This window comes from Paenibacillus sp. PDC88 (assembly GCF_900106725.1).
In the GTDB taxonomy this organism is placed as follows: Bacteria; Bacillota; Bacilli; order Paenibacillales; family Paenibacillaceae; genus Paenibacillus; species Paenibacillus shunpengii.
This window is the reverse complement of the sequence record NZ_FNNT01000008.1, coordinates 55,729-77,347: the sequence shown is the minus strand read 5'-3', so window position 1 is coordinate 77,347 and position 21,619 is coordinate 55,729. Positions and strand designations below refer to the sequence as shown.

At 47.0% G+C, this 21,619-nt stretch carries 23 protein-coding genes and 1 riboswitch; of the genes, 6 read left to right on the top strand and 17 right to left on the bottom strand.

The window, feature by feature from the left end:
- The first annotated feature begins 174 nt into the window (after positions 1-174).
- Positions 175-402, top strand: coding sequence for a hypothetical protein (locus BLW49_RS21645; RefSeq protein WP_076315029.1), 228 nt, complete (start codon positions 175-177; stop codon positions 400-402).
- Between the two features lie 117 nt (positions 403-519).
- Here BLW49_RS21645 and BLW49_RS21640 read toward each other — a convergent pair whose 3' ends face one another.
- Entirely contained in the window at positions 520-906 is a 387-nt protein-coding gene (locus BLW49_RS21640; protein WP_047913564.1) for a VOC family protein, read from the bottom strand.
- A 156-nt stretch (positions 907-1,062) separates the two neighbouring features.
- Positions 1,063-1,869 (bottom strand): hypothetical protein, encoded by an 807-nt coding sequence (locus BLW49_RS21635; RefSeq protein WP_090726835.1) that lies wholly within the window; start codon positions 1,867-1,869, stop codon positions 1,063-1,065.
- A gap of 189 nt (positions 1,870-2,058) precedes the next feature.
- Between BLW49_RS21635 and BLW49_RS21630 the strand changes: the two genes are divergently transcribed.
- Positions 2,059-2,613 carry a class I SAM-dependent methyltransferase gene (locus tag BLW49_RS21630; protein WP_090726834.1) on the top strand — a complete coding sequence of 185 codons (555 nt, stop codon included), beginning with the start codon at positions 2,059-2,061 and terminating at the stop codon, positions 2,611-2,613.
- A gap of 458 nt (positions 2,614-3,071) precedes the next feature.
- Here BLW49_RS21630 and BLW49_RS21625 read toward each other — a convergent pair whose 3' ends face one another.
- Positions 3,072-3,431: a HesB/IscA family protein gene (locus BLW49_RS21625; RefSeq protein ID WP_076315026.1), complete on the bottom strand. Its 360-nt coding sequence runs from the start codon at positions 3,429-3,431 to the stop codon at positions 3,072-3,074.
- Between the two features lie 349 nt (positions 3,432-3,780).
- On the opposite strand from BLW49_RS21625, the gene mqnE reads away from it, so the two are divergent.
- Entirely contained in the window at positions 3,781-4,887 is a 1,107-nt protein-coding gene (gene mqnE, locus BLW49_RS21620) for an aminofutalosine synthase MqnE (RefSeq protein WP_090726832.1), read from the top strand.
- A 230-nt stretch (positions 4,888-5,117) separates the two neighbouring features.
- A complete protein-coding gene (locus BLW49_RS21615; RefSeq protein ID WP_076315024.1) occupies positions 5,118-6,179 on the top strand; it encodes an NAD(P)/FAD-dependent oxidoreductase in 1,062 nt (353 codons plus the stop codon).
- Positions 6,180-6,199: 20 nt separating this feature from the next.
- Here the strand turns inward: BLW49_RS21615 and BLW49_RS21610 are convergent, their stop codons facing one another.
- The gene (locus BLW49_RS21610; RefSeq protein ID WP_076315023.1) at positions 6,200-6,451 is read right to left on the bottom strand and encodes a YuzB family protein; all 252 of its coding nucleotides are present in this window, start codon (positions 6,449-6,451) and stop codon (positions 6,200-6,202) included.
- An 81-nt stretch (positions 6,452-6,532) separates the two neighbouring features.
- On the opposite strand from BLW49_RS21610, the gene BLW49_RS21605 reads away from it, so the two are divergent.
- A complete protein-coding gene (locus BLW49_RS21605; RefSeq protein ID WP_047913558.1) occupies positions 6,533-6,781 on the top strand; it encodes a NifU family protein in 249 nt (82 codons plus the stop codon).
- A gap of 98 nt (positions 6,782-6,879) precedes the next feature.
- Here BLW49_RS21605 and BLW49_RS21600 read toward each other — a convergent pair whose 3' ends face one another.
- The 7 genes from BLW49_RS21600 to BLW49_RS21570 all read right to left on the bottom strand — a co-directional run bounded on the left by BLW49_RS21600 (position 6,880) and on the right by BLW49_RS21570 (position 13,443).
- The gene (locus BLW49_RS21600) at positions 6,880-7,650 is read right to left on the bottom strand and encodes an SDR family oxidoreductase (RefSeq protein ID WP_090726831.1); all 771 of its coding nucleotides are present in this window, start codon (positions 7,648-7,650) and stop codon (positions 6,880-6,882) included.
- Positions 7,651-7,798: 148 nt separating this feature from the next.
- Positions 7,799-8,635: a MetQ/NlpA family ABC transporter substrate-binding protein gene (locus tag BLW49_RS21595; RefSeq protein ID WP_076315021.1), complete on the bottom strand. Its 837-nt coding sequence runs from the start codon at positions 8,633-8,635 to the stop codon at positions 7,799-7,801.
- 132 nt (positions 8,636-8,767) lie between these two features.
- Complete coding sequence (locus tag BLW49_RS21590; RefSeq protein ID WP_090726829.1) at positions 8,768-9,436, bottom strand: methionine ABC transporter permease; 669 nt, start codon at positions 9,434-9,436, stop codon at positions 8,768-8,770.
- Positions 9,433-10,449 (bottom strand): methionine ABC transporter ATP-binding protein, encoded by a 1,017-nt coding sequence (locus BLW49_RS21585; RefSeq protein WP_076315019.1) that lies wholly within the window; start codon positions 10,447-10,449, stop codon positions 9,433-9,435. The genes BLW49_RS21590 and BLW49_RS21585 overlap by 4 nt, the downstream gene beginning before the upstream one ends.
- Before the next feature lie 182 nt (positions 10,450-10,631).
- Positions 10,632-10,779: riboswitch (SAM riboswitch) on the bottom strand.
- A 123-nt stretch (positions 10,780-10,902) separates the two neighbouring features.
- Entirely contained in the window at positions 10,903-11,646 is a 744-nt protein-coding gene (locus tag BLW49_RS21580; protein WP_076315018.1) for a Cthe_2314 family HEPN domain-containing protein, read from the bottom strand.
- 262 nt (positions 11,647-11,908) lie between these two features.
- A complete protein-coding gene (locus BLW49_RS21575) occupies positions 11,909-12,853 on the bottom strand; it encodes a COX15/CtaA family protein (RefSeq protein WP_371264607.1) in 945 nt (314 codons plus the stop codon).
- Positions 12,854-13,098: 245 nt separating this feature from the next.
- A complete protein-coding gene (locus BLW49_RS21570; protein WP_090726826.1) occupies positions 13,099-13,443 on the bottom strand; it encodes a thioredoxin family protein in 345 nt (114 codons plus the stop codon).
- Between the two features lie 73 nt (positions 13,444-13,516).
- Here BLW49_RS21570 and BLW49_RS21565 point away from each other — a divergent pair, with 73 nt between their 5' ends.
- Positions 13,517-14,866, top strand: a complete 1,350-nt coding sequence (locus BLW49_RS21565) for a DUF2515 family protein (protein WP_371264605.1) — start codon at positions 13,517-13,519, stop codon at positions 14,864-14,866.
- 79 nt (positions 14,867-14,945) lie between these two features.
- Here the strand turns inward: BLW49_RS21565 and BLW49_RS21560 are convergent, their stop codons facing one another.
- From BLW49_RS21560 to BLW49_RS21535, 6 genes are all read right to left on the bottom strand, one after another.
- On the bottom strand, positions 14,946-16,577 hold the full coding sequence (locus tag BLW49_RS21560) for a putative polysaccharide biosynthesis protein (RefSeq protein ID WP_090726823.1): 1,632 nt from the start codon (positions 16,575-16,577) through the stop codon (positions 14,946-14,948).
- A gap of 36 nt (positions 16,578-16,613) precedes the next feature.
- Complete coding sequence (locus tag BLW49_RS21555) at positions 16,614-17,384, bottom strand: Cof-type HAD-IIB family hydrolase (RefSeq protein ID WP_256209889.1); 771 nt, start codon at positions 17,382-17,384, stop codon at positions 16,614-16,616.
- Between the two features lie 243 nt (positions 17,385-17,627).
- A complete protein-coding gene (locus tag BLW49_RS21550) occupies positions 17,628-18,518 on the bottom strand; it encodes a metal ABC transporter permease (protein ID WP_090726822.1) in 891 nt (296 codons plus the stop codon).
- A gap of 17 nt (positions 18,519-18,535) precedes the next feature.
- The gene (locus tag BLW49_RS21545; RefSeq protein WP_090726820.1) at positions 18,536-19,468 is read right to left on the bottom strand and encodes a metal ABC transporter permease; all 933 of its coding nucleotides are present in this window, start codon (positions 19,466-19,468) and stop codon (positions 18,536-18,538) included.
- A gap of 6 nt (positions 19,469-19,474) precedes the next feature.
- Positions 19,475-20,281, bottom strand: a complete 807-nt coding sequence (locus BLW49_RS21540) for a metal ABC transporter ATP-binding protein (protein ID WP_090726818.1) — start codon at positions 20,279-20,281, stop codon at positions 19,475-19,477.
- 54 nt (positions 20,282-20,335) lie between these two features.
- Positions 20,336-21,307: a metal ABC transporter solute-binding protein, Zn/Mn family gene (locus BLW49_RS21535; protein WP_090726816.1), complete on the bottom strand. Its 972-nt coding sequence runs from the start codon at positions 21,305-21,307 to the stop codon at positions 20,336-20,338.
- Positions 21,308-21,619 lie beyond the last annotated feature (312 nt).

Here is a 21,619-nt window from a genome sequence, read left to right as displayed (position 1 = left end):
CGCAAGGTTGACCCATATTACGATTCCTGAATGTGTAGATACTAAATAATATGAGAATGTTTCTACCAAATTTGACGGGATGCTTTACAATAGAGAATAGAGTAGGGTAAAGTGTTTACGTCAGTGCTATTATACGTGAACGTAGTTGTCACCTTACGAAAGAAGGAGGATACGATGAATTCCAATAAATCCAGAACGCTGCAAAAAAACATCGAGTTTTTTACTGCGGCCTTATCTCAAACCGTCGTTTCCGTTTGGCAGGAGGATTCTGCTGGCGTCTATTGCGAAATTGCCCGTGGTCTTGTAGAAATGTTCTCCAATGATAAAGTCCGGTTAAGAAGTGAAGACGGAAGAGAGCATCATTATTCCCGTGACACGGTCATTTTCCAAACGGAAGTTTAATATACGAGGACGACTACGTATTCTTTAGAATTCAGTCCATTTTTAGATGGGCCGAATCCTAACGAATAAGCAGTAGTCGTTTTTTTATATCGCTCGAAGCAGGCTCAGTGCCGGCATTTACGACGAATACGGGGCTCCGAATTCAATAATATTGTGGTCAGGGTCCAGAATGAAAATTTGGGCAAATCCTGCAACACTGTCGGGTCTTGCTTCATACGGGATGTTCTGAGACTCCAGCCATTCAATTGTCGCCTTATGACTCTTCACCCATATTGCAAAATGTCCATCCGTCGTGTCAATTCCACGCTCTCTCAGCGTATCTCCTGCAGGATGCTCCAATAAATGCAGCTGCTGATGCTCCCCGATCGCATACCATACTCCCGTGGAGTTAAAAGGGGGACGCTCCAGCCGCTTAAACTTCAGCTTTTCCGAATAAAAAGCATGAGCGCGCTCGATATCCCGAACCGCAAGACTGACATGGTGAATCCGTTCCATTTCAAGCATATTGTATACCTCACTCTTCATGATCTGGCTAAATAATGTCACCTGAGAATTCCATGTCTCTATGCTAACATATGTGCAGGTGAATTGTCATAAATGCCATTGAATACATGCGCGATAAAGTGAGATTTGTATAGAGGTATAGCGTTATTGCACCGGCTAATCTGCGCTGTGCTTATAATTGTCCCAGACCACTTGATCTGTACGCAGATCAATCAGTGCTGCATTTTTAACCAATGACGCCAGCCGAACTGCCTCCTTAAGATTAGGATAACGGTCAAAATACACTTCATTTACATAAAGAGCGACTCCTTCATTGCCCGCAATCGAAACCTCGCTGTCAACTGTGACGTCAGTGGATTCGGAGCCCGTATTGGAGCTTCCTGAACTGGGACCTCCATCACTCTTCCGCACATCCCCTTCTTCAACAACAGGAACAGAAGCGTCCGTCGTTATAAGGTTATCTTGCTCTCTGTTCTCTTGCTGCTCCATACCCGGCTCAAGCTGCATGGCATCCATGCCAGCCTGCTGATCTTGATCTGCACGGGTCTGTGCATATTGCTCTCCCTCTATATCCGCAGCCAGTGAGCTCGAAATCATCACATTCTCTTCATAAATCGGACGATTTGAAATCTCGGCCAGTGATGAAGATTCCATATCAATAAAGCCAAGGAGCGTTTCCTTGTAAGCAGCCGTCATGATGCCCTTACTATCACCAGATGCCTGCTCGTACTGAAGGGTTAAATCTGTAGAATATTGCACTGTCCCCTCCTCGGCAAGCTGCTGAGCGTACGCGATCAGCTCCTCCTGCGATGGAGGAAGAGGCAGATCCTCCAGTGCACCTCGCGCTATTTTATCGGTAATCGGCAGTGTGATCAGGTCAGAGAAGACAGGCTCGGATACCTTCCTCACGACTATAACTAGAAGTGCAATCACGACAAGTAAAAATAACGTGTTCCTTATCATTTTATGTATCAGTATGATTTCCCCTTTATGTGGTTCAAAAGAACGAGTGATATAGAACTAGTATCGGAAATTCGCCTCGAAACATGAAGTCATCCTCAAAACTCCATATGGAGGTCACATCCTTCTATGTACGGCTTTCTATGGGTGCCGATATACTAACACTGGATAACCTGTGTGAGGGGGATTTCTATGGCAAACGTAGGTATAAGAGTAGTGATTGGTTCTGGTGCATACAGCAATAATCCCGGCTGGATGGAGACACAGGAGTCGGAGTTGAACCTGCTGAATAAGGAACATTGGCGGAGCCAATTTCGTCCAGACTCCATCAAAGTTATTCTAGCTGAGCATGTATGGGAGCATTTAAGCTACGAAGAGGGGGTCCAAGCTGCGAAGACTTGCTTCAAATATTTGAGGACCGGTGGTTATGTTCGCTGTGCGGTGCCGGATGGTTTTTTTCCTGATGCAGCTTATCAACAAGCCGTCCAAGTTGGTGGTCCCGGTCCTTGCGACCATCCAGCAGCCAGTCACAAAATAGTCCACAATTACAGAACGCTTTCGTCCATGTTTGAAGAGGCTGGCTTTATAGTTTCTTTACTGGAATATTGCGATGAGCAAGGCGAGTTTCATGAAAAGGAGTGGAATGCGCAGGACGGATTCATCTACCGCTCCAAACGATTTGACCATAGGAATACAGGAGACCAGCTCGGGTTCGTGTCTCTTATCGTGGATGCCAAGAAACTTTAGAATCTGATAAAAGTAGTTACAATATTTTCAATACGTTGATTCCTAATAGAAACATTATAATGCTAATTCCAAAAAGAACAGTCCTTGCAAGCCACCAAGGAAGGATGCTAAAGAAGCCTATAATTAGCCCTGGAATTGAGGAAAAGATCACACCAAGAAACCACCCTGCTGGGGATTCGTTTGAGAAATGGAATGAAACGGTGCTGACCGAATAGTCTGTGCTCTTATGTAATTCTCTTGTTAAATTTAACCCAAAAAGGAAGGCCGATAAAGAAACCAGCCAAAAAACACCTGCAAAGAACCAACTCACACTGCCAAGCTCCCCTCTATGCTGACTTATCTGATTTTATAATTCATAATAAACGAAAAACCTTCTGAACTAAATAAGCATACTGCTTACATAGCTCAGAAGGTCCGTTTCATGGTTAGACACTATAAAGACACTTTAAATTCCCGTCTTAGCAAGGCTCTTCGTTCGGTTTACCCGCGTCCGTAGCTGTACGGAAGGAAGAACCACACCCACAAGTCGCAATCGCGTTCGGATTATGAATGGTGAACCCGCCCGTCATACCGGATTCTTCAAAGTCGATTTCAAGTCCGTCGAGGAAGCGAAGGCTGTCCTTCTCCACGACTACTTTCATATCTTGAATTGTCATATATACATCATCGTCTGTTTCGTTATCATCAAAACCCATCGCATAGGAGAACCCTGTGCAGCCTCCCGGTGTCACACCAAGACGGAGGAACATGTTCGGTGTTTCCTGCTGTTCAAGCATATCTTTCAGATGCTCTGCCGCTGTCTCGCTAATTGTAATCATAAGTCTTACCTCCTTCTTTCCTGATAACTAAATTATACTCCAGTGACTTTCGTACCTCAAGAGTTACCTATCCGCATTTCGGTATGCTTTTTATTAAGAATGCATTCTTTTTATTTCCAGATATTGAACCTAAGAAATGTGAGGTTTATAATAGGTAGGGTATTTGAGGCCAAACTGTCGATATTTTGTCACAGTGTATCCAGTTGCTGTCATAAATGTAGTTGTAACTTTTTTCACAACCATTCATTATTGAAGATTGATCTTGGGACTCCTACGGGTAAACCTATGTGAGAGCATGAATTAATGGTCACAGCACAAACCAAAAAAGTACGGACTAGGAGGAATGCGCATGTCCACCCTTATTACACCACATACGGACTCGAAGATGGCTGCCATCATAAAGAAGGTTCAGAATGGTCAGCGTCTTACGCTTGAAGATGGTGTTTACTTGTATGAGAGCGACGATCTGCTAACGATCGGACAGCTTGCTAACGAAGTAAATCTTCGCAAGAACGGAAAGAAAGTTTATTTTATCGAAAATATGAGCCTTTATTTCACCAATGTGTGTGAGGCACGCTGTGCCTTCTGCAACTTCCGCAAAGATCAAGGCGAGGAAGGCTCTTACACGCTGTCCGGGCAAGAAATGATTGATTATGTGGAGCAGCACATTCATCCGGGAGTACGGGAATTCCATATCGTCGGCGGGCATAATCAGCATGTGCCTTTTCAATATTATGTCGATTCCCTTGCTGCTTTAAACGAGAAATATCCGAATGTAACACTGAAAGCCTATACTGCCGCTGAGATTGATTTCTTCACCCGCATCAGCGGTCTCAGTATCCAGGAAGTACTACAGGAGCTCATGAAGGCGGGACTCCAATCTCTTACCGGGGGCGGGGCAGAAATCCTCTCCGATGAATATCGTAGAAAAATGAAGGTGACCAAGGCAAATGTAGACCGTTATTTGGAGGTTCACCGCACAGCTCATCAACTCGGCATGAAGACACACACCACGATGCTGTATGGATCTGTGGAATCCTATGAAGACCGGATTAACCATATGCTCCAAATTCGCGAGCTGCAGGATGAGACGAAGGGGTTCCTCGTATTTATCCCGCTATCCATGCAGCCGAAGAGCAAGAACGCCGGCATCATGCGCCGTAATTCCGCTTATGAGGATCTGAAGACCATTGCGATCTCGAGACTCATGCTAGATAATTTTGACCACATCAAAGCCTACTTTATTAATATTGGTGCTCAGCTGACTCAGGTCTCCTTAAGCTTCGGGGCCTCTGACGTACATGGCACAATTGTCCGAGAACAGATCAGTCACGCAGCAGGTGCTCTGACTCCAGCGGGACTCACCCGCAAGGAGCTGATCTGGCTCGTTAAAGGAGCAGGACGTGTTCCTGTTGAACGGGATACGTTCTATAACGAGATTGAAGTATTTGAATAAGATCGAATATGATCAGTCGACTCTCCCATTTACGTACTTCTTAATTATTAACGGATCAGTTCCCGAGCAGGGACTGATCCTTACTTATGCACGAACCAGCCCAAGCAATAACAACAAAGACGACGTTACCCATAATATTGGACTGTCGATTTTATATTCTTTAGTAATAACCAGACAACTGACAGCTTCTTTTTATGTGGGTGCACATCAGGAAAGGGAGTTTTTTCGCTATGAAGAATATTGTTGTACTTGGAGGCGGCTACGGCGGCCTCACTATTGTTAAACACTTAATTGAAGGTCCATTGCCAAAGGATGTCCATATCACGCTGGTCGACCGCATGCCTTTTCAGGGTCTGAAGACAGAATACTATGCACTAGCAGCCGGAACCGTGTCTGATTATGATCTTCGGGTACAGTACCCGGTTCACCATCAATTGGAATATCGATATGGTGAAGTGACGAGCATTGATCTGGATGCAAAATCCATCTCCATTCAAAATGAAGAAATGATTGAATATGATCAGCTCGTCATCGGCCTTGGCTGTACCGATCGATTCCATGGCACTCCAGGTGCTGAAGAGTATAGCTGCACAATACAAAGCTTCAAGAGCACTCGTGAAACTTATATGCGTCTAAGTGAGCTCAAGCCTTACGCCAATGTGCATATTGTGGGCGGCGGCTTAAGCGGAGTTGAGATGGCAGCGGAAATAAGAGAAAGCCGCGCTGATCTAAACGTAACCATACTCGATCGCGGCGAACGTGTTCTCTCTGCATTTCCACAGCGTTTGTCTGCTTACGTGGGTGAGTGGTTCAGTGAGCATCAAGTGGAGATCAAGAATCATATTTCTGTATCCCGTGTTGAGCCTGGCTCGATCTATAACCGGGATGAGGAAATTATGACAGATGCCATTGTGTGGACGGCAGGAATCCAGCCTGTACAATTGGTGCAGGATCTACCTGTTGAGAAAGATCCAAGCGGTCGTGTGAAATTGAACGAGTACTACCAGATTCCAGAATACAAAGAAGTCTATGTTGTCGGAGACTGTGCGAGCCTGCCTTTTGCCCCAAGCGCCCAAGCAGCTGAAGTGCAAGGTGAGCAGATTGCGCATGTCATTTCTGCTCTTCTAAGAAACGAAGAGCCCAAAGTCGAGGCACTTCGCCTGAGAGGCACACTGGGTGCACTAGGCAAAAAAGCCGGATTTGGGCTCATGGGTAAGACCTCCATGATGGGGCGTGTTCCGCGTATTCTAAAGAGCGGTGTTCTCTGGATGTCGAAACGTCATCTTGGCTAGCTGAAACCAAGCGGGTTAACTCATATATCCAAGTCATCCCATGCGTCAGCTTCAGCGATTTTGGACAAAATGGCTTCATGCAGTTCTTTAGGGCTGGCTGCGGTGATAACTTCACCATTGACCAGTACAAAAGGGGTAATGCTGCATTGTCCGCAATTGCTGAGGCAGCCGTATTCGATGACATCATAGTCCATGTTCTCTTCAAGCTCTTCAAAGAGCTCATCCGTACCAAAATGCATATTGTTGGTACAAAATTCTATAATCGGTCTCATTTTATTCACCTGCTTTTGGTTTGACCATTTTATTTTGGCGTATTTTATACTATAATAAAGGGAAGGAAAGGAGTTGATAATATGAGCGAAAACGTACAAAGCAGCACCATGTATGATGAAGTCTCTGACGTGCTCGATAAACTTCGTCCGTTCCTGCAGCGCGATGGCGGTGACGTGGAATTGGTCGATGTCGAAGACGGTATTGTGAAACTGAAATTGATGGGTGCTTGCGGTAGTTGCCCAAGCTCCACCATCACACTAAAAGCAGGGATCGAACGCGCGCTAGTCGAAGAAGTCGAAGGCGTAGAAGAAGTTGTTCAAGTATTCTAGTATCCCATACCATCATATAAGAGAGTCCCGAAGCTTCTGTCATGTGCAGAAGCCGGGACTCTTTTTTTTGAGGCACTTCTGACTTCTCCCGCTCATTCTCATTCCTTAATGGTCGGTCTTATCGGATCGAGTCCACCGGAAATATCCATAATATTGCCGGTAATAAAGTCCGATTGCTCCAGACACAAGAAATGAATGACTCTTGCAACGTCTTCTCCGCTGCCAGGTCTGCCTCGAGGAGTCTCCTTATCAACGAGCCCGCTGACCGCTTCAATCGTCATTTCCTTATGATCTCCTCTAATATCCCCCGGACAGATCATATTCACTGTAATTCCATAGGGCGCTTCCTCGACGGCCAGTGTCTTCGTGAAGGAAACCAGTCCTACCTTGGCAGCCGCATACACCGCCCGCTGCGGCCAGGATCTTGCCTCTCCTGTGTGACTGAATCCAAAGTGAATGATACGTCCCCATTTCTTGCGCCGCATTGAAGGCAGCACCCGATGATCAAGGAGCATCGTACCGACCAAATTGCCCTGCATCAGCATCATGATCTCTTCTTGCTTATATTCAGCAAACAGCCTCCGCTCACGAATGAACGGTCCTGCATTGTTAATCAGTATGTCCACTTCTCCAAGTTCCTTTTCAACCGTGGTGACGAGTCGCTCTGTATCATCGGCTATACAGACATCCGCTTGTACCGCAATACAACGCACACCAAGCTCCATGATCTCTGCTTGAAGAGCTTCCGCTTCCTTCCTGCTATGCACATAATTTAATGCAATATCGAAGCCTTCCGCAGCCAGCCGAAGAGCTGTCATCTTGCCAAGGCCCTTCGCACTTCCCGTAATAAGGGCGACTTTATTGTCCAAATCCCTTCCTCCTTCTAACAAGAGCGGTTACCTATTTCAGTATAATATAGGGAAGGACAGAATGAAAGGAACGGCATACGAAACAGTCCCGTCCGGCACTTTTTTAACATCAAAGTACCGAACGGGACTGTTTATCATCTTACTTTAATTAAAATGCAGGTACGATAGATCCAGCATAATTATCTTCAATGAACTGTTTAATCTCATCGGATTGAAGAGCATCATTCAGCTTCTGAATTGCCTCATTATCTTTGTTATCCTCGCGGGATACGAGCAGATTCGCATATGGAGAATCTGCATCTTCAAGGAAGAGTGCGTCTTCCAGCGGGTTTAGATCTGCTTCAAGCGCATAGTTAACGTTGATGACAGCAAGCTCTACTTCACCCAGCTGACGAGGAAGCATCGCTGCATCCATCTCAATAATTTCCAAGTTTTTTGGATTCTCTGCAATATCGCTGATCTTGGATTCAATGTTAGTGTTGTCTTTCAATTTAATGATACCGTTCTTGTCCAGAAGGATAAGGGCACGGCCGCCGTTGGTTGCATCGTTCGGAATCGCAATCTTTGCACCGTCCTGCAGCTCATCTGCAGAGGTAATCGTATTCGAGTAAGCACCAAGCGGCTCCACATGTACCGGATTGAGAGCCGCCAGCTTAAGACCACGTGTCTCTATTTCGTTATCCAGGTAAGGCTTGTGCTGGAAGAAGTTCGCATCGAGCTGGCCTTCATCTAGCTGTACGTTCGGCTGTACATAATCGTTGAAAGTAACAATTTCCAAGTTAACGCCTTGCTCTTCAAGAATTGGCTTGACTTGCTCCAGAATTTCAGCTTGTGGAACTGGTGTTGCACCGACCTTCAAGGTTACTGTTTCTTCTGTGCCTCCCGTGCCTTCACTTCCTGTTGTATCGGGAGCGGAATCATTGCCGCAAGCTGCCAGTACCAGAACCAGAGTTAGAGTTAATGCAGATAAGAACCATTTTTTCATTACAGATGACCCTCCTATATAATCTCGATATATGTGATAAAGGATGAACCATACAACGTCCATGCCCTAAATCCAAAGTAAGCTTAAGATTTCTCATTAAATACGCCTAAATAGGAACTTGCGATGAGTCTATTATCTCCGAGTAAAATGCTTCACCAAGCGATCCCCAATCATCTGCAGTGCTTGTACGAGCACAATCATGATAATAACAGCTATAATCATCACTTCATTCTCATAGCGGAAATATCCATAGTTGACGGCAAGAGCTCCCAGCCCTCCACCACCGACCATCCCCGACATCGCTGTGTAGGATACGAGCGTAACAATGGTCATGGTCATCCCTGCAAGCAGACCCGGCAGAGATTCCGGCATCAGTACCTTCCAGATAATCTGCCCTGTCGATGCGCCCATCGCCTGTGAGGCTTCAATGACGCCGCGGTCGACTTCACGAAGCGCAGTCTCAACAAGTCTGGCAAAGAACGGCGCTGCCCCCACAACAAGCGGAGGAATCGTACCGAGAACACCGATCGCCGTCCCTACGATTTCTTTCGTAATCGGAATCATCGCCACAATCAGGATAATGAATGGAACGGATCGCAATATGTTGACAATTACAGACAGCACATTGTAAACAGCCCTGCTGATTCCGGATGTGGAACGGGAAGTCATGAACAAAATAATGCCCAGCGGAAGACCAATAAGAATGGAAAATAATCCGGATGCACCCAGCATCTTTAATGTATCTAAAGTGGCCTTCTGGAATTCATCCCAGTTGATGACGGAAAAATCAAGCCCCATCATACCACCACCTCCACTTCTAGCCCCTGGGATACTAGCTCATCTATCGTACTGCGAATCAGCTCAGGAGGACCTTCAAGTCTAACCGTAAGCTGTCCGTAAGGCACTTGCTTAATAGTTGAGATAGTTCCTTGCAGGATGGCAAAATCAATACCAAGCCTTCTAGCCGTCTGCGACAGAATCGAATCATACGTTTTGCTTCCGAGAAACGTAATTTTGACCGTTTGGGAATGTTCCAAATGCGTCGCCATAATGGCTTCACCGAGCAGGTCGCCCGAATCTGTTTCCCGTAGAATAAAGTCCTGGGTTACAGGATGCTGCGGCTTGAGGAACACTTCCGTCACCGGACCCTCTTCCACAATACCGCCCTGATGAATGACGGCGACACGATCACAGATCGACTGAATCACATGCATCTCATGTGTAATCAGTACAATGGTCAAATTAAAGCGTTTGTTGATATCCAGCAGCAGCTTAAGTATGGAATTCGTCGTCTGCGGGTCCAGTGCTGAGGTTGCCTCATCACATAGCAGCACTTCCGGGTCGCTTGCCAGCGCACGTGCGATGCCGACGCGCTGCTTCTGACCGCCTGAGAGCTGAGAAGGATACTTCTTACTATGCTCGGTCAGGCCAACCAGCTCTAGCAGCTCCTTCACTTTACGATCAACTTCCGCCTGATTGGTCTTCACGAGCCGTAGGGGAAACGCGATATTATCATATACAGTAGCTGAACTGAGCAGGTTGAAATGCTGAAAAATCATACCGATCTTGCGGCGCTTCGCCTGCAGCTGATGTTTACCAAGCCTGGTCATGTTTATACCGCCGACCCATACCTCACCGGCTGTCGGCCGCTCAAGCAAATTAATTAAACGAATCAGCGTGCTCTTCCCTGCGCCGGAATGACCGATGACGCCGAAGATTTCACCCTTTTGAATGGACAGATTAAGCCCGGATAAGGCCGTCGTGACCTGTTTCCCTTTGCCATAGTCCTTTTTAATATTTTTTAGTTCGATCAAATGAGGTACCTCCTTACTTACTGCAATCCGTTCTTCTCTATGTCAGAGCTTCTATTTCTTTACACTTGTTTTACCCGTATGCCTTGCTTTCTACCCGAATCCCTCGTGGAAGAATGTCCGATAAAAAGAAAAAGCCGCCTTTTTGCTAGACAAAAAGGGGCTTGTTATCATTAAGCGATTCCTTCTCATCTGCCAAGATCGTAAGAAGTAACCTCACGGTCTTGAAGGATTTAGCACCATGTCATTCGGGTACAGCAGTCTTACTGACTACAATACAGAATCGGTTGCCGGGCTTCATAGGGCCTGTCCCTCCGCCACTCTCGATAAGAACATATATGCGATTGTGTGTTTAATTCACTTATTTATTTCAGCAATTTCAGAAACTAAGTGAAAGTATAAAATACTTTACACTACTTGTCAAAGGAAAATATTACATTATTTTTATCGGATTTCTTATGATGAGGATTTGACAGAGCTTTTGGCCTTCGGTGTGCTCTTCTGCCAGTTGTTATTAATGTAATGAAATGCCGCCGTCACGCTCTTGGATACCAGCTCCAGTCCCAGCTCAAGATCCTGTGTAAAGGACCTCAGATCCTCCAGCTCAACCTTGCCATGAAGAGTCTGATGCTTCTGCCACAGATCATCCACCATCTCTACATTCATGTGATGGATTTCTGTATTTCTTCGTTTACGAAGCCGGTTCATCGAGTCCGAATATTGATCCTTGAGATCGTTCAGCTCCTGAACAAGCGGCATATGCTGCTTCGAATATTCAAATTGACGAAGAACCGTAAAGTACGAGAAATGCACCTTCACCTTGGAAGTATGAAGCTCATACCAGTCATCCAGCAGGTTACCAAGCTTATCGAGGATAGCAAACATGCGAATAAAGCCATCCTTGTAAAAATAAACATACCGTGCGTAATCCGCCTTCTCATCCGGTTCCATATCTTCTGTTGAGGAGGAGTGAACTTTAGCGGCAAAGAAAGAAGCGGCAAAAGTGCTCTGCTCCAGTTCATCAAGTGAGGTCATCAGGCCTCGGGTCCAAATATCGAGCTTGCGATAATCATGTGAAGGGTCGTTTCCTCGATCTATAGCCGCTCCAAGCAGCTGCAGTGTCTTCGCCATGGTATCCATGGCTTCTTTTAGTTCTCCGGTGTTAACCCGGGCGGGCTCTCCCAATAAAGTTCGAAGCATATGCGTGTCCTCCTGTGCATCTGTGCAGCTTATATTTCCCGAATTCTGCACCTCACAACCATAACTTGATCCTGAAGGATAAAATGATGGATTAGAGGTGAGTTCATGCAAGATATGTACCCCGTTATCAAGCATGTTGAAAACAAAAGCCTGCGGAGAACATCTCCGAAGGCTTAACAAGGGCGGGACATACGTCTAAGTTATGTATGCCGGGCAGCAGAACGCTGCCCGAAAAAAACGGTTAGATTCCCTCTGGCTTCTGTTACAGCTTGTTACTGCCCGCGGGCTTGGCAAGTCTCCACACGACATAGCTCATATAGCACAGCATACCGAACAAGACGGCAATGATCGTCATATGTGCCAGTACGACAAACATATAGACTTCAGGACGATTCATCGTCAGCATTAGTCCAACACCAGAGAGCACTTGAAGTATAATTAGAACGATCGCTGACAGCCCAAGCACCTGCATTTCCCGATTATTCTTGTGGTGCCGGTAAGCATAGTGACTGAGTACAGCAACGACAGCTACCAGCAGAAATGCAGCTGCCCGGTGCATAAAGGCTATGCCGACTCCGCCAGACAACTGAGGCACAACCTCTCCATTACATAGAGGGAAGCCGGAGCAGCCGCCTGCAGAGCTCGTATGACTTACAAAAGCACCCGTATAGACAACCACGTAGGAATAAATCGCGGTAATCCATACCAGATTACGGAAGCCCTTACTGACGCGCGGCAGTCTGTCAAACCGTTCAAGACCTCCAAACTTCTCTTCCTGTCTGGCCCCAAGCGTTGTCATCAGTGCACTCGCAAGCGAGATAAACGCAAACCCAAGGTGCAGTGCCATCACGGGTGGAGATTGGGAGAAGACAACAGCGAGTGCTCCCATTGCTCCTTGGATAATGACAAATATTAACGTCAATAACGCAAATATCTGTAAATCACGGCGTTTCTTGCTGTACATCCAGAATAGTACAAAGGTCGCAACCGCAAGCAGCCCGGCTGTGGAACTTACTATGCGATGGGAATACTCAATAAGTGAAGCAAGTGTATGCGCCGGTACAAATTTACCATGACACAGCGGCCACTCATTGCCGCAGCCGAGACCGGACTCGGTCCGGGTAACGACTCCGCCGCCAAAGGTGGCAAAAAACATGAATATGGTCGTCACGAAACTGACCCATTTTAACAATTTGATATGTTTCAACTTCATTCACCTGCTGTTATAAAATATGGTGAAGCTATCCATCAGCTCTTTTTCAATTATACCGGATAAAAGAATCCGCAGCATAAACCGATTGTGACAAAATGTTAACGCATAAAATCTATTTCATAACACGCTGAGCTGCCAAATCAATCACAAATCATTGCACTCATCTCAGTATATCCATCATTACACAGCAAAACACCGCTCCCTTCGGAAGAAGGAGAACGGTGTATTTTTTGAGTTTCTTATTTATGAATGGACTTGTACACTTCAACCGCACGATCCAGGAAGGCCTCAATCTCCTCGCGTGATTTGCGGTTTTTATTAACGAAACGAATCAATTCCCGGCCATCCGTGTAAGCAACAAAGCTCGGAATGCCCAGAATGTTCTGCTCCTGACTGACCTCCTCCACTTTATCCACATCCACCTGAATAAGCGATAAGGAATCGGCATATTTCTCCTCAACCTCTGGCATAAATGGATTGATATAGGTGCAGTCACCGCACCAATCCGCCTTAAATACAGCAACGACCAGGTTGGAGGATTGTATAGATACGTCAAATTCAGCCTTGGAATTCATTAATTTCATGTGTACCATCCTTTCTGCTATTTACCTTTATCTTACCTTAGTGAAGCAAAGAATAGAGTGGAAGTCAAATTTTGTGTGCATACTAGTAAACATCGTAAGTAAGCATCGTGAGACGATTCAACGAAAGGGAGATATGATGATGGACCATCCAGATTACCAAGCGCAGGCCAAGCCTTCTATTTGGCAGCTGATTACAACGATTCCGGTCACGATCAAGGAAATGATCACTGGGAAGAGATCAGCCTGGGAAGCCTCCAAAAAACTGCGTCATCCACTTCTCTCCCTGACGTGGCAGACGTCTTCTGCCGTACAGATACAGCAACAGCTTGAGCATATGATGGCAAGTGTGAGAACGTCTGGTGTTCAGACAGCCTCCCTTCGGAGCAGCCAGCTTGACCCTTACAGTGTAGAGGAGCTGGAGCTCGTTCAGGAGATCAAAGAGCTGACGAAATATCACAACCGGAGCAATGTCTCAAGAACAGCAGCTTACCTCGCCTGCTACAAGTCTTATCCGGAGCTGCACTGGGCACTTCTCGCTCACTTCGTATCCCGGAACGGTGGATACAATATGACAGATCTACACAGCGGATTGCTGAAGATCATCCTGAATGACCAAGAAAAAGAAAGGGTATACCTGCTGCTTGAACGGTGCAACGCACTTATTTTTCAAGACGCTTACCCACAGCTGCTGCTATATATGAAAAGTAAGGAAAAGGGCCGGAGCTACTTTCATTTGCTATCGGAGTTTCACATTTCCTCCTTCATGGTTCCCTTCTGGGAGCATTTCTGGCTGAATAGGGACAGTGCACTGCTGACGGTTGGACTCATCATTAATGAACAGAATTATATTGAGTATCGCGTCATACGCAATTCGTTCTACCAGCACCATGTGACTTCTACTCTGTCCTTTCGTTCACATGAAATTGCGGGGCTGAACCATATTGTCATCCCGCTCGGTATCAATGAGGAGCTCGTTGGCTTGACCTTGTCGAATTTCAGTAAGGTGCATGAGCGGATTGCTTTTGGCAAGAATCTGTATGCGCTGCTATTTGGACACGAGCAGGTGCTGGACCGGGCTGCTGCTTATGCATATGCCGTCCCTCATGAAGGCTCAAGAAGTGAATACTGGCCTAAGTTTTTCACAGATCAAAAAGAGCTCTCTACACACGAGGCTCTCGTATCTCCTATGCTGAGCCGTAATGAAGCGCTCCCGTCAGGGAACAAGCTGTACAGCCCAAAACTATTAAACGTTTGGCAGGACTTGCCGTATGAGAAAATATCACGGGAAGACTGGCTGACTCAAACCGATAGTCTTGGTCATCTGACCGTTCCAAGACGACCCAAGCTGTTCGAGATCAGCCATGAGCATAGGAACAGTCTATCCAAGCTGGCCATGATGCATGACCTGGATCGATTGATATAGATAGCAAAAGGCATCGCTTCATGTGGTAATGAAACGATGCCTTTTTTTCTATATACGTAGTATTCAAACCCTCACTATGTTATCCTCTTGCTCCCTGATTACCCGAACGCTTCAATCGCATCAGCGGGCGGAGCACCTTCTGAATGATACGCGGATAACTCTTCAGCTCGTCCTCTCGCAATACGCCGAGAAGGATAAGCAGAACAAAATAGCTGATAAGAACAGCCAGTCCAACGATTCCGCAGTTAATCAAGTAAGCAAGTCTAGACGGCATCAGATCAGCCATTCGCAGACCCAGCTGATGAAGCCCGTACCCTATCCCTGCCGAGAGCACGACGGTTGCAGCAAATCCTGCCCACCTTGAGCCAAGGATGGAGAAGCTGACCGTTTTCTTCAGAACACGCACATTTAATGCCGTAATAATGAGGAATGCGAGACCTGTTGAAGCGATGATGCCATAGATGCCGAAGAACGGTGCAAGCGCAAAGCTCGCGGCAAGCTTCACCACGATTCCTATAAAGACGGTAACCATGGTAATTTTGGGTTTGCCGATTCCAAGCAGGATGGAATTCGACGTCATCATTGTAATCTGGAAGATTGTTCCGAACGTCAGCATCGCCACCACGCCGGCACCTTCCAACGAACTGAACAAGAGTCCATTGATGGAATATGCAGCAACGGTAAGTGCAATGACCATTGGCATACCTGTCATAATGGCAATTCGCATCGCCAGGGTAACCTGTCCGCGCAGATGACTTTCATCTTTTCTGGCATAAGCTGCGGCGATAATAGGAATAAGCGACTGACTAAGCGCAATAGCGAGAATCGGTGGAATTCCCGCAACCGGCTGTGCACGATTCGTTAAGATCCCGAGCAGATTGGTCGCTGCATCTGATCCGACATCACCGCTGATAAGCGGCTTAATGATGGAGGAATCAATGAAATTCACTACAGGCACAGCAAGGGATGACAGAACGATAGGAATCGATAGCGTAAAGATATCACGATAGATACGTGATAATGGAACCTGCGTGTTTGCATGCAGTGCCAGCCCCATCGACTGGTCCTTGCGAGACTGCTTGAATGCAAAATACATCATAACAGCAAAAGCACCGACGCTGCCCAGCACTCCTCCGAAGGAAGCACCTGCTGCTACCTCTTCATCGGCATATCCGAGCCGCAAGAGAATGAACGCAAGCAGAATCGCCGTTCCCACTCGGGCGAATTGCTCCACGATTTGAGAGATACCTCCGGCCGTCATGTTATTACGGCCCTGGAAGTATCCTCGCATCATGGCAATGGTCGGAAACAGCAGCAGTGCAGGAGCAAGTGCCCGAATCGCTGTCGATGCCTCCGGGACCTGAGCAATATAGGTGGCGTAGAATGGAGCGAGCGACCATAAGAGAATGGTCATGACGATTCCGGCAAAACCAGCGAAGATAAGCGCAGCCTGATATACCCTCTTGGCATCCTGCGGTTTGTCGAGTGCATACCGTTCAGATACCATCTTACTGAGTGTGCTCGGAATTCCTGCTGTCGCTACTGTAAGAAGCATAAGATAGACGCTGTTTGCGACACCGAACGAAGCATCCCCGACGGGCCCGAGCAAATGCTCAAGCGGAACCCGCTGAACTAGGCCCAGCACGCGCGCAACTAATGCCGCTGCAGCCAGAATCAGCGTCCCCTTAATAAATGATTCTTTCTTAGACAAAACGTTCTTTCCCTTCTTCCTTCCCCGTGCGAAACGTTAAGGCTGTATTTTAGTCGTACCTACCTTCAACATATGGTCACGAATGACCTCCACAATACCATCTTCATTATTGGAAGCGACGATAAGATCCGCTGCTTCCTTCACCGTCTCCTGCGCATTCCCCATGGCCACACCAAGGCCAACAGCCTGAATGACCGCAAGATCGTTCAAGCTGTCGCCAACGGCAACAACCTCTTCCATTGTAATACCGAGCAGCTTGCACACTTCGGCAACACCACTTGCCTTCGATATGCCCGCAGGATTCACTTCCAGGTTGGTCGGTGAAGAATTGGTGATCTGCAGCCCGCCGAGATCCTGGAGCTCCATGAGAATCTCATGACGCACCTGATCATCCTCTGTGGTGTAGCCAAATTTCAGCCATTCATGATCCATAATGGCATCCACCCAGCGCTCACGATTAAACAGCTGATCTACAGAATAAGCCCAGAACCAGCAGTCATGCTTCACAGCAATTTCATGCATCTTCTTAATCAATTCGGGGTCAAGCAGTGTGCGGATATGCAGCTCATTCGGCGATTTCCACACTTCGCTTCCATTCACCGTAACCATTGGTGTCTCAAGGCCCAGCTCTTGACCGTAAGGCAGCGCATGATGCGCGGCACGTCCGGTGGACAGACAGACATGAATACCGGCCTCCATCGCTTTATGAATCCAGGTAGACGTCTCATGGGATATCTCATGATTATCCGTCAGCAGTGTACCGTCCATATCCAGCGCAAGCAATTTATACTGATAATGATTACTCAAGCAGGTTCGACCTCCTTTGTTTGTTGCAACTCTTATCCAATGTTCTTATATCTCTATGAGGCAGAATCAATTAGATTCAATTTCATCATACCTTTAGCCGCCCTATCAAGAGGCATAGCGACATTTTAACATAAAACAGGATTGTTCAACAAAAATTACAATGCAAAAAGGACAGGGCGAGATTCCATCTCAGCCTGTCACTTCATCATTTCATTATGTTACATTCTCGTACACCTAATTCAACTATACTTCCAGCGGATCTTCTGACATGTTGCCCCGCTTCTGTTTCCATTTCCGAACGACAACTCCATGAAGTGGAGAGAACAGGAAGGCCAGCACAAACAAAATACCTGCGGAAGCTACCATGCATCCGGCAATGGACGAGTCCATGATCAAAGCGGAATAATAGCCGGCAAATGAGCTGATTACACCGATAATAACACTGATCACCAGCATATGGGACAGCCGATCTGTGAGGAGATATGCCGTCGCCGCAGGTACAATCAGCATGCCGACAACGAGAATGGCGCCGACACTGTCAAATGAAGCGACAGAGGTCATAGACACCATGCCCATCAGCAGATAGTGAAACAGCATTACCGGAATGCCAGTAGCCGCCGCTAGTGCAGGGTCAAAGGATACCAGCTTAAACTGCTTGTAGAACAAAGTTAGCAGCGTTAGAATAATCGCCAGGGTAATTCCGAGCATCCATACCGCCCTTGGCCCGAGATCCATCTCTCCGATGATTAGCCGGTCCCATTGAACATACGTAATTTCACCATACAGTACGTGGTCCAGATCAAGGTCGACATTCTGTGCATTTAAACTAATCAGAATGACACCAAAGGCGAACAGAGCTGTAAAGACAATCCCGATGGAAGCATCAGACTGTAGCCCGCTGGACTCCAGATGCTGAATCAGAAAGACGGCAAGCAGTCCAACCGCGGTAGCGCCGACAAGGATCCACAGGGATTCGCGGCCACTGATTAAAAAGGCAATAGCGATACCAGGAAGAACCGCGTGGCTGATTGCATCCCCAACCATGGCCATCTTTCTAAGCACCAGAAACGTACCGAGCAGTGCACAGGCCGAGGAAACCAGTATGGCAGTTAGCAAAATCCAAAATGTTGACATGATTGATTCCCTCCTTCCTATTTACTGACCTCAGCACGATTTACTGATTCCTGCTGATTGTTGTATTCCGTTTTGGTTCTATACTTCCTAATTTCTTTGGCGAGCAGCCCCCGCCCCGGTGCGATCAGCACAGAAACACCGAAGATCAGTGTAATGACCAGCACGGTAACCGGTCCGGTAGGGAGATCCGGCGTTGTTGCACTGATCAGCGTGCCCAGCGCCCCGCTAACTGCACCAAACAGTCCTGCCAGACAAACCATCAGACCCAGTGCATTCGTCCAGTATCGTGCAGCGGCAGCAGGCGTAATCAGTAAGGCTGCGACCAGCACGACACCTACAACCTGCACGCCGGCAACAACGGCAATCACGGTTAGAAATAATAACAGCTGTTCAAGAAAGGCTGATGGATAACCCATTCCCCTTGCAAAGCCGGCGTCAAAGCTGATCAGCTTGAACTCCTTGAATAGCAGCCAGCACACGATGAGCAGAAGAACCGATACTCCCAGCATCATGTATACGTCGCTTCTAACCATGGAGGCTGCCTGGCCGAACATATACTTATCCAGCCCGCTCGCACTTCCGTAATCGCCATGCTGAATCTTTGTTAAGAGCACAATACCAATACCGAAAAACACGGACAATACGATACCCAGTGCAGTATCCTGCTTGATTCGGGAATAGCGGGTTATGAGCGAAATCCCAATGGTCGCCATCCAACCGGCAACAAGGGCTCCAATCATGAATAAAAAGGTGGATTTGACTCCACTCAGCATAAACGCGATGCATATGCCCGGGAGTGCTGCGTGAGCAAGGGTATCACCGATCAGACTTTGTTTGCGAAGATAGGTGAAGGAACCGATCAGTCCGCTGCTGAAGCCGAGCAGCATTGAACCAAACAGAATCCATCTGACATTAGGATCAGTCACTACAGAAGCTATCCATTCGAACATGCGGGCTCACCTTCCATCTTTCGGTGCGGATGGGGAGTGCCCGATCATGGCAATCCGGCCTCCATAAGTCTGTTGCAGCAGGTCAGGGGTGAAGGTTTCTGCTGTCGGTCCGGCAGCAACCAGTCTGCCGTTCAAGAGCAGTACATGATCAAAGTATTCTTCCACAGTAGCCAGATCGTGGTGTACAACAAGAACGGTCTTGCCCTGATTTTTGAGTGCCTCGAGCAGTGCAATAATCGCCTTCTCTGTTGTGGCATCAACGCCTGCAAACGGCTCATCCATAAAATAAATATCTGCATTCTGCGCAAGTGCTCTCGCCAGGAAGACACGCTGCTGCTGACCTCCCGAGAGCTGGCTGATCTGACGATTGCTGAATTCAGCCATTCCTACCTTGCTCAAGCATTCATATGCAAGCTCTTTTTCTTTTTTACCCGGTCTCTTAAACCAGCCCAGCTGTCCATACTGCCCCATTAAGACGACATCCAGGGCATTCGTTGGGAAATCCCAATCCACAGACTCACGCTGAGGAACATATCCAATTCGTTTGCGCTGCTCCTTATACGGTTTGCCGTATATGCGGACATCGCCGCTAATTGTAGGAACAAGGCCAAGCGCTGCCTTGATCAGCGTAGATTTACCGGCTCCATTGGGACCCAGAATACCAATCAGCTTACCATCCGGCACGCTGAAGGTTACATCGCTCAGAACCGGTTTTTTATGATAAGCAACGGCCAGGTTCCGTACCGAAAACGGAATTTGCTCGCTGCCTTGAGAATGATCTCTTCCTGATTGTTCATACGATAGTGAGCTCATCCCCACTCCACTCCTTCCAATGGCCTTCGGCCCATTATAACTAGGCTTTCCTATTTATTTTAGTGCATCTACAATCGTCTTCGTATTGTGCTTTACCATACCAATGTACGTTCCTTCTTCTGTTCCTTCAGGACCCATTGCATCGGAGAACAGCTCCCCGCCGATCGAAACGGTATGTCTCTTCTCTTCTGCTCCGGCTACGATCGCTTCCATTGCTTTAGGCGAAATACTGGACTCTATAAATACGGCTTTGATCTTGTTCTCCACCAGAAAATCTCTCAGCTCGCTGACATCACTCGCACCCGCTTCAGCTGATGTACTGATCCCCTGAAGTCCCGCAACTTCAATGTCATATGCTTCGCCAAAATATCCGAATGCATCATGAGCGGTAACAAGTACTCTGGATTGTTCTGGAATGGAAGCAATTTGTGTCTTAACCTCTTCATGCAGTGCTTTCAGCTCTTCAATATAAGCATCCGCCTGTTGGTTGTAAGTGTCTGTGTTGTCCGGATCTTCTTCAATCATTGCATTGCGGATCGTATCTGTAACCTGAATCCATTTCTCTACATCAAACCAGATATGCGGATCTGCTTCCTCGCTGTCCCCATAAGGCACCATCAACAGCTCACTTTCGGGAATGTCCTTGGTTACCTGAACCACGGGCTTTGACTTGCCAATATTAATCAGGATGTCCGACATTTTACCTTCAAGATGTAAACCGTTATACAGAATGACGTCGGCAGATTCCAGCTTCTGAATATCTCCCTGTGAAACCTTGTATAAATGCGGGTCAACCCCTGGACCCATAAGTCCTGTCACTTCTACGAGATCGCCGCCAACCTCGCGGGCTGCATCCGCAATCATCCCTGTCGTGGTTGTAATCTGGAGCTTATCATCCGCTGATGCCGAGCTTCCCTCATCCGAAGCATTTCCGCATGCGGCCAATACGAGCATCGAGCTCACAACAGCCACGCTGATTATCATTTTGTGCAGCTTACTTCCTGTTCTACCTGTAAATCTCCTCATTTCTCTCATTTCCCCTTCACCCATTTTTTGTGCGGTTAGACAATGGTTAGACATTAGTTAGAGAGCAACTTAGCATTAGGCCAAGTTATTTACTTAAGTAAAATAATTTTGTACATGCACTCTTTTATTAAACCAGTACAATAATGTTTCCTTAGTGCAAATATTATTAGACTCCACAAAAAAAAGCAAGAGAAATTTTCTCCTGCTTGGACTCCTCTTTATGTTAATGCAGTAATAAACACTGAAGCAGCTAGTAAACATGAGGCATAATGGTCGCTCATGTTTAGTTCAAATTACATTTGTGGTCTTATT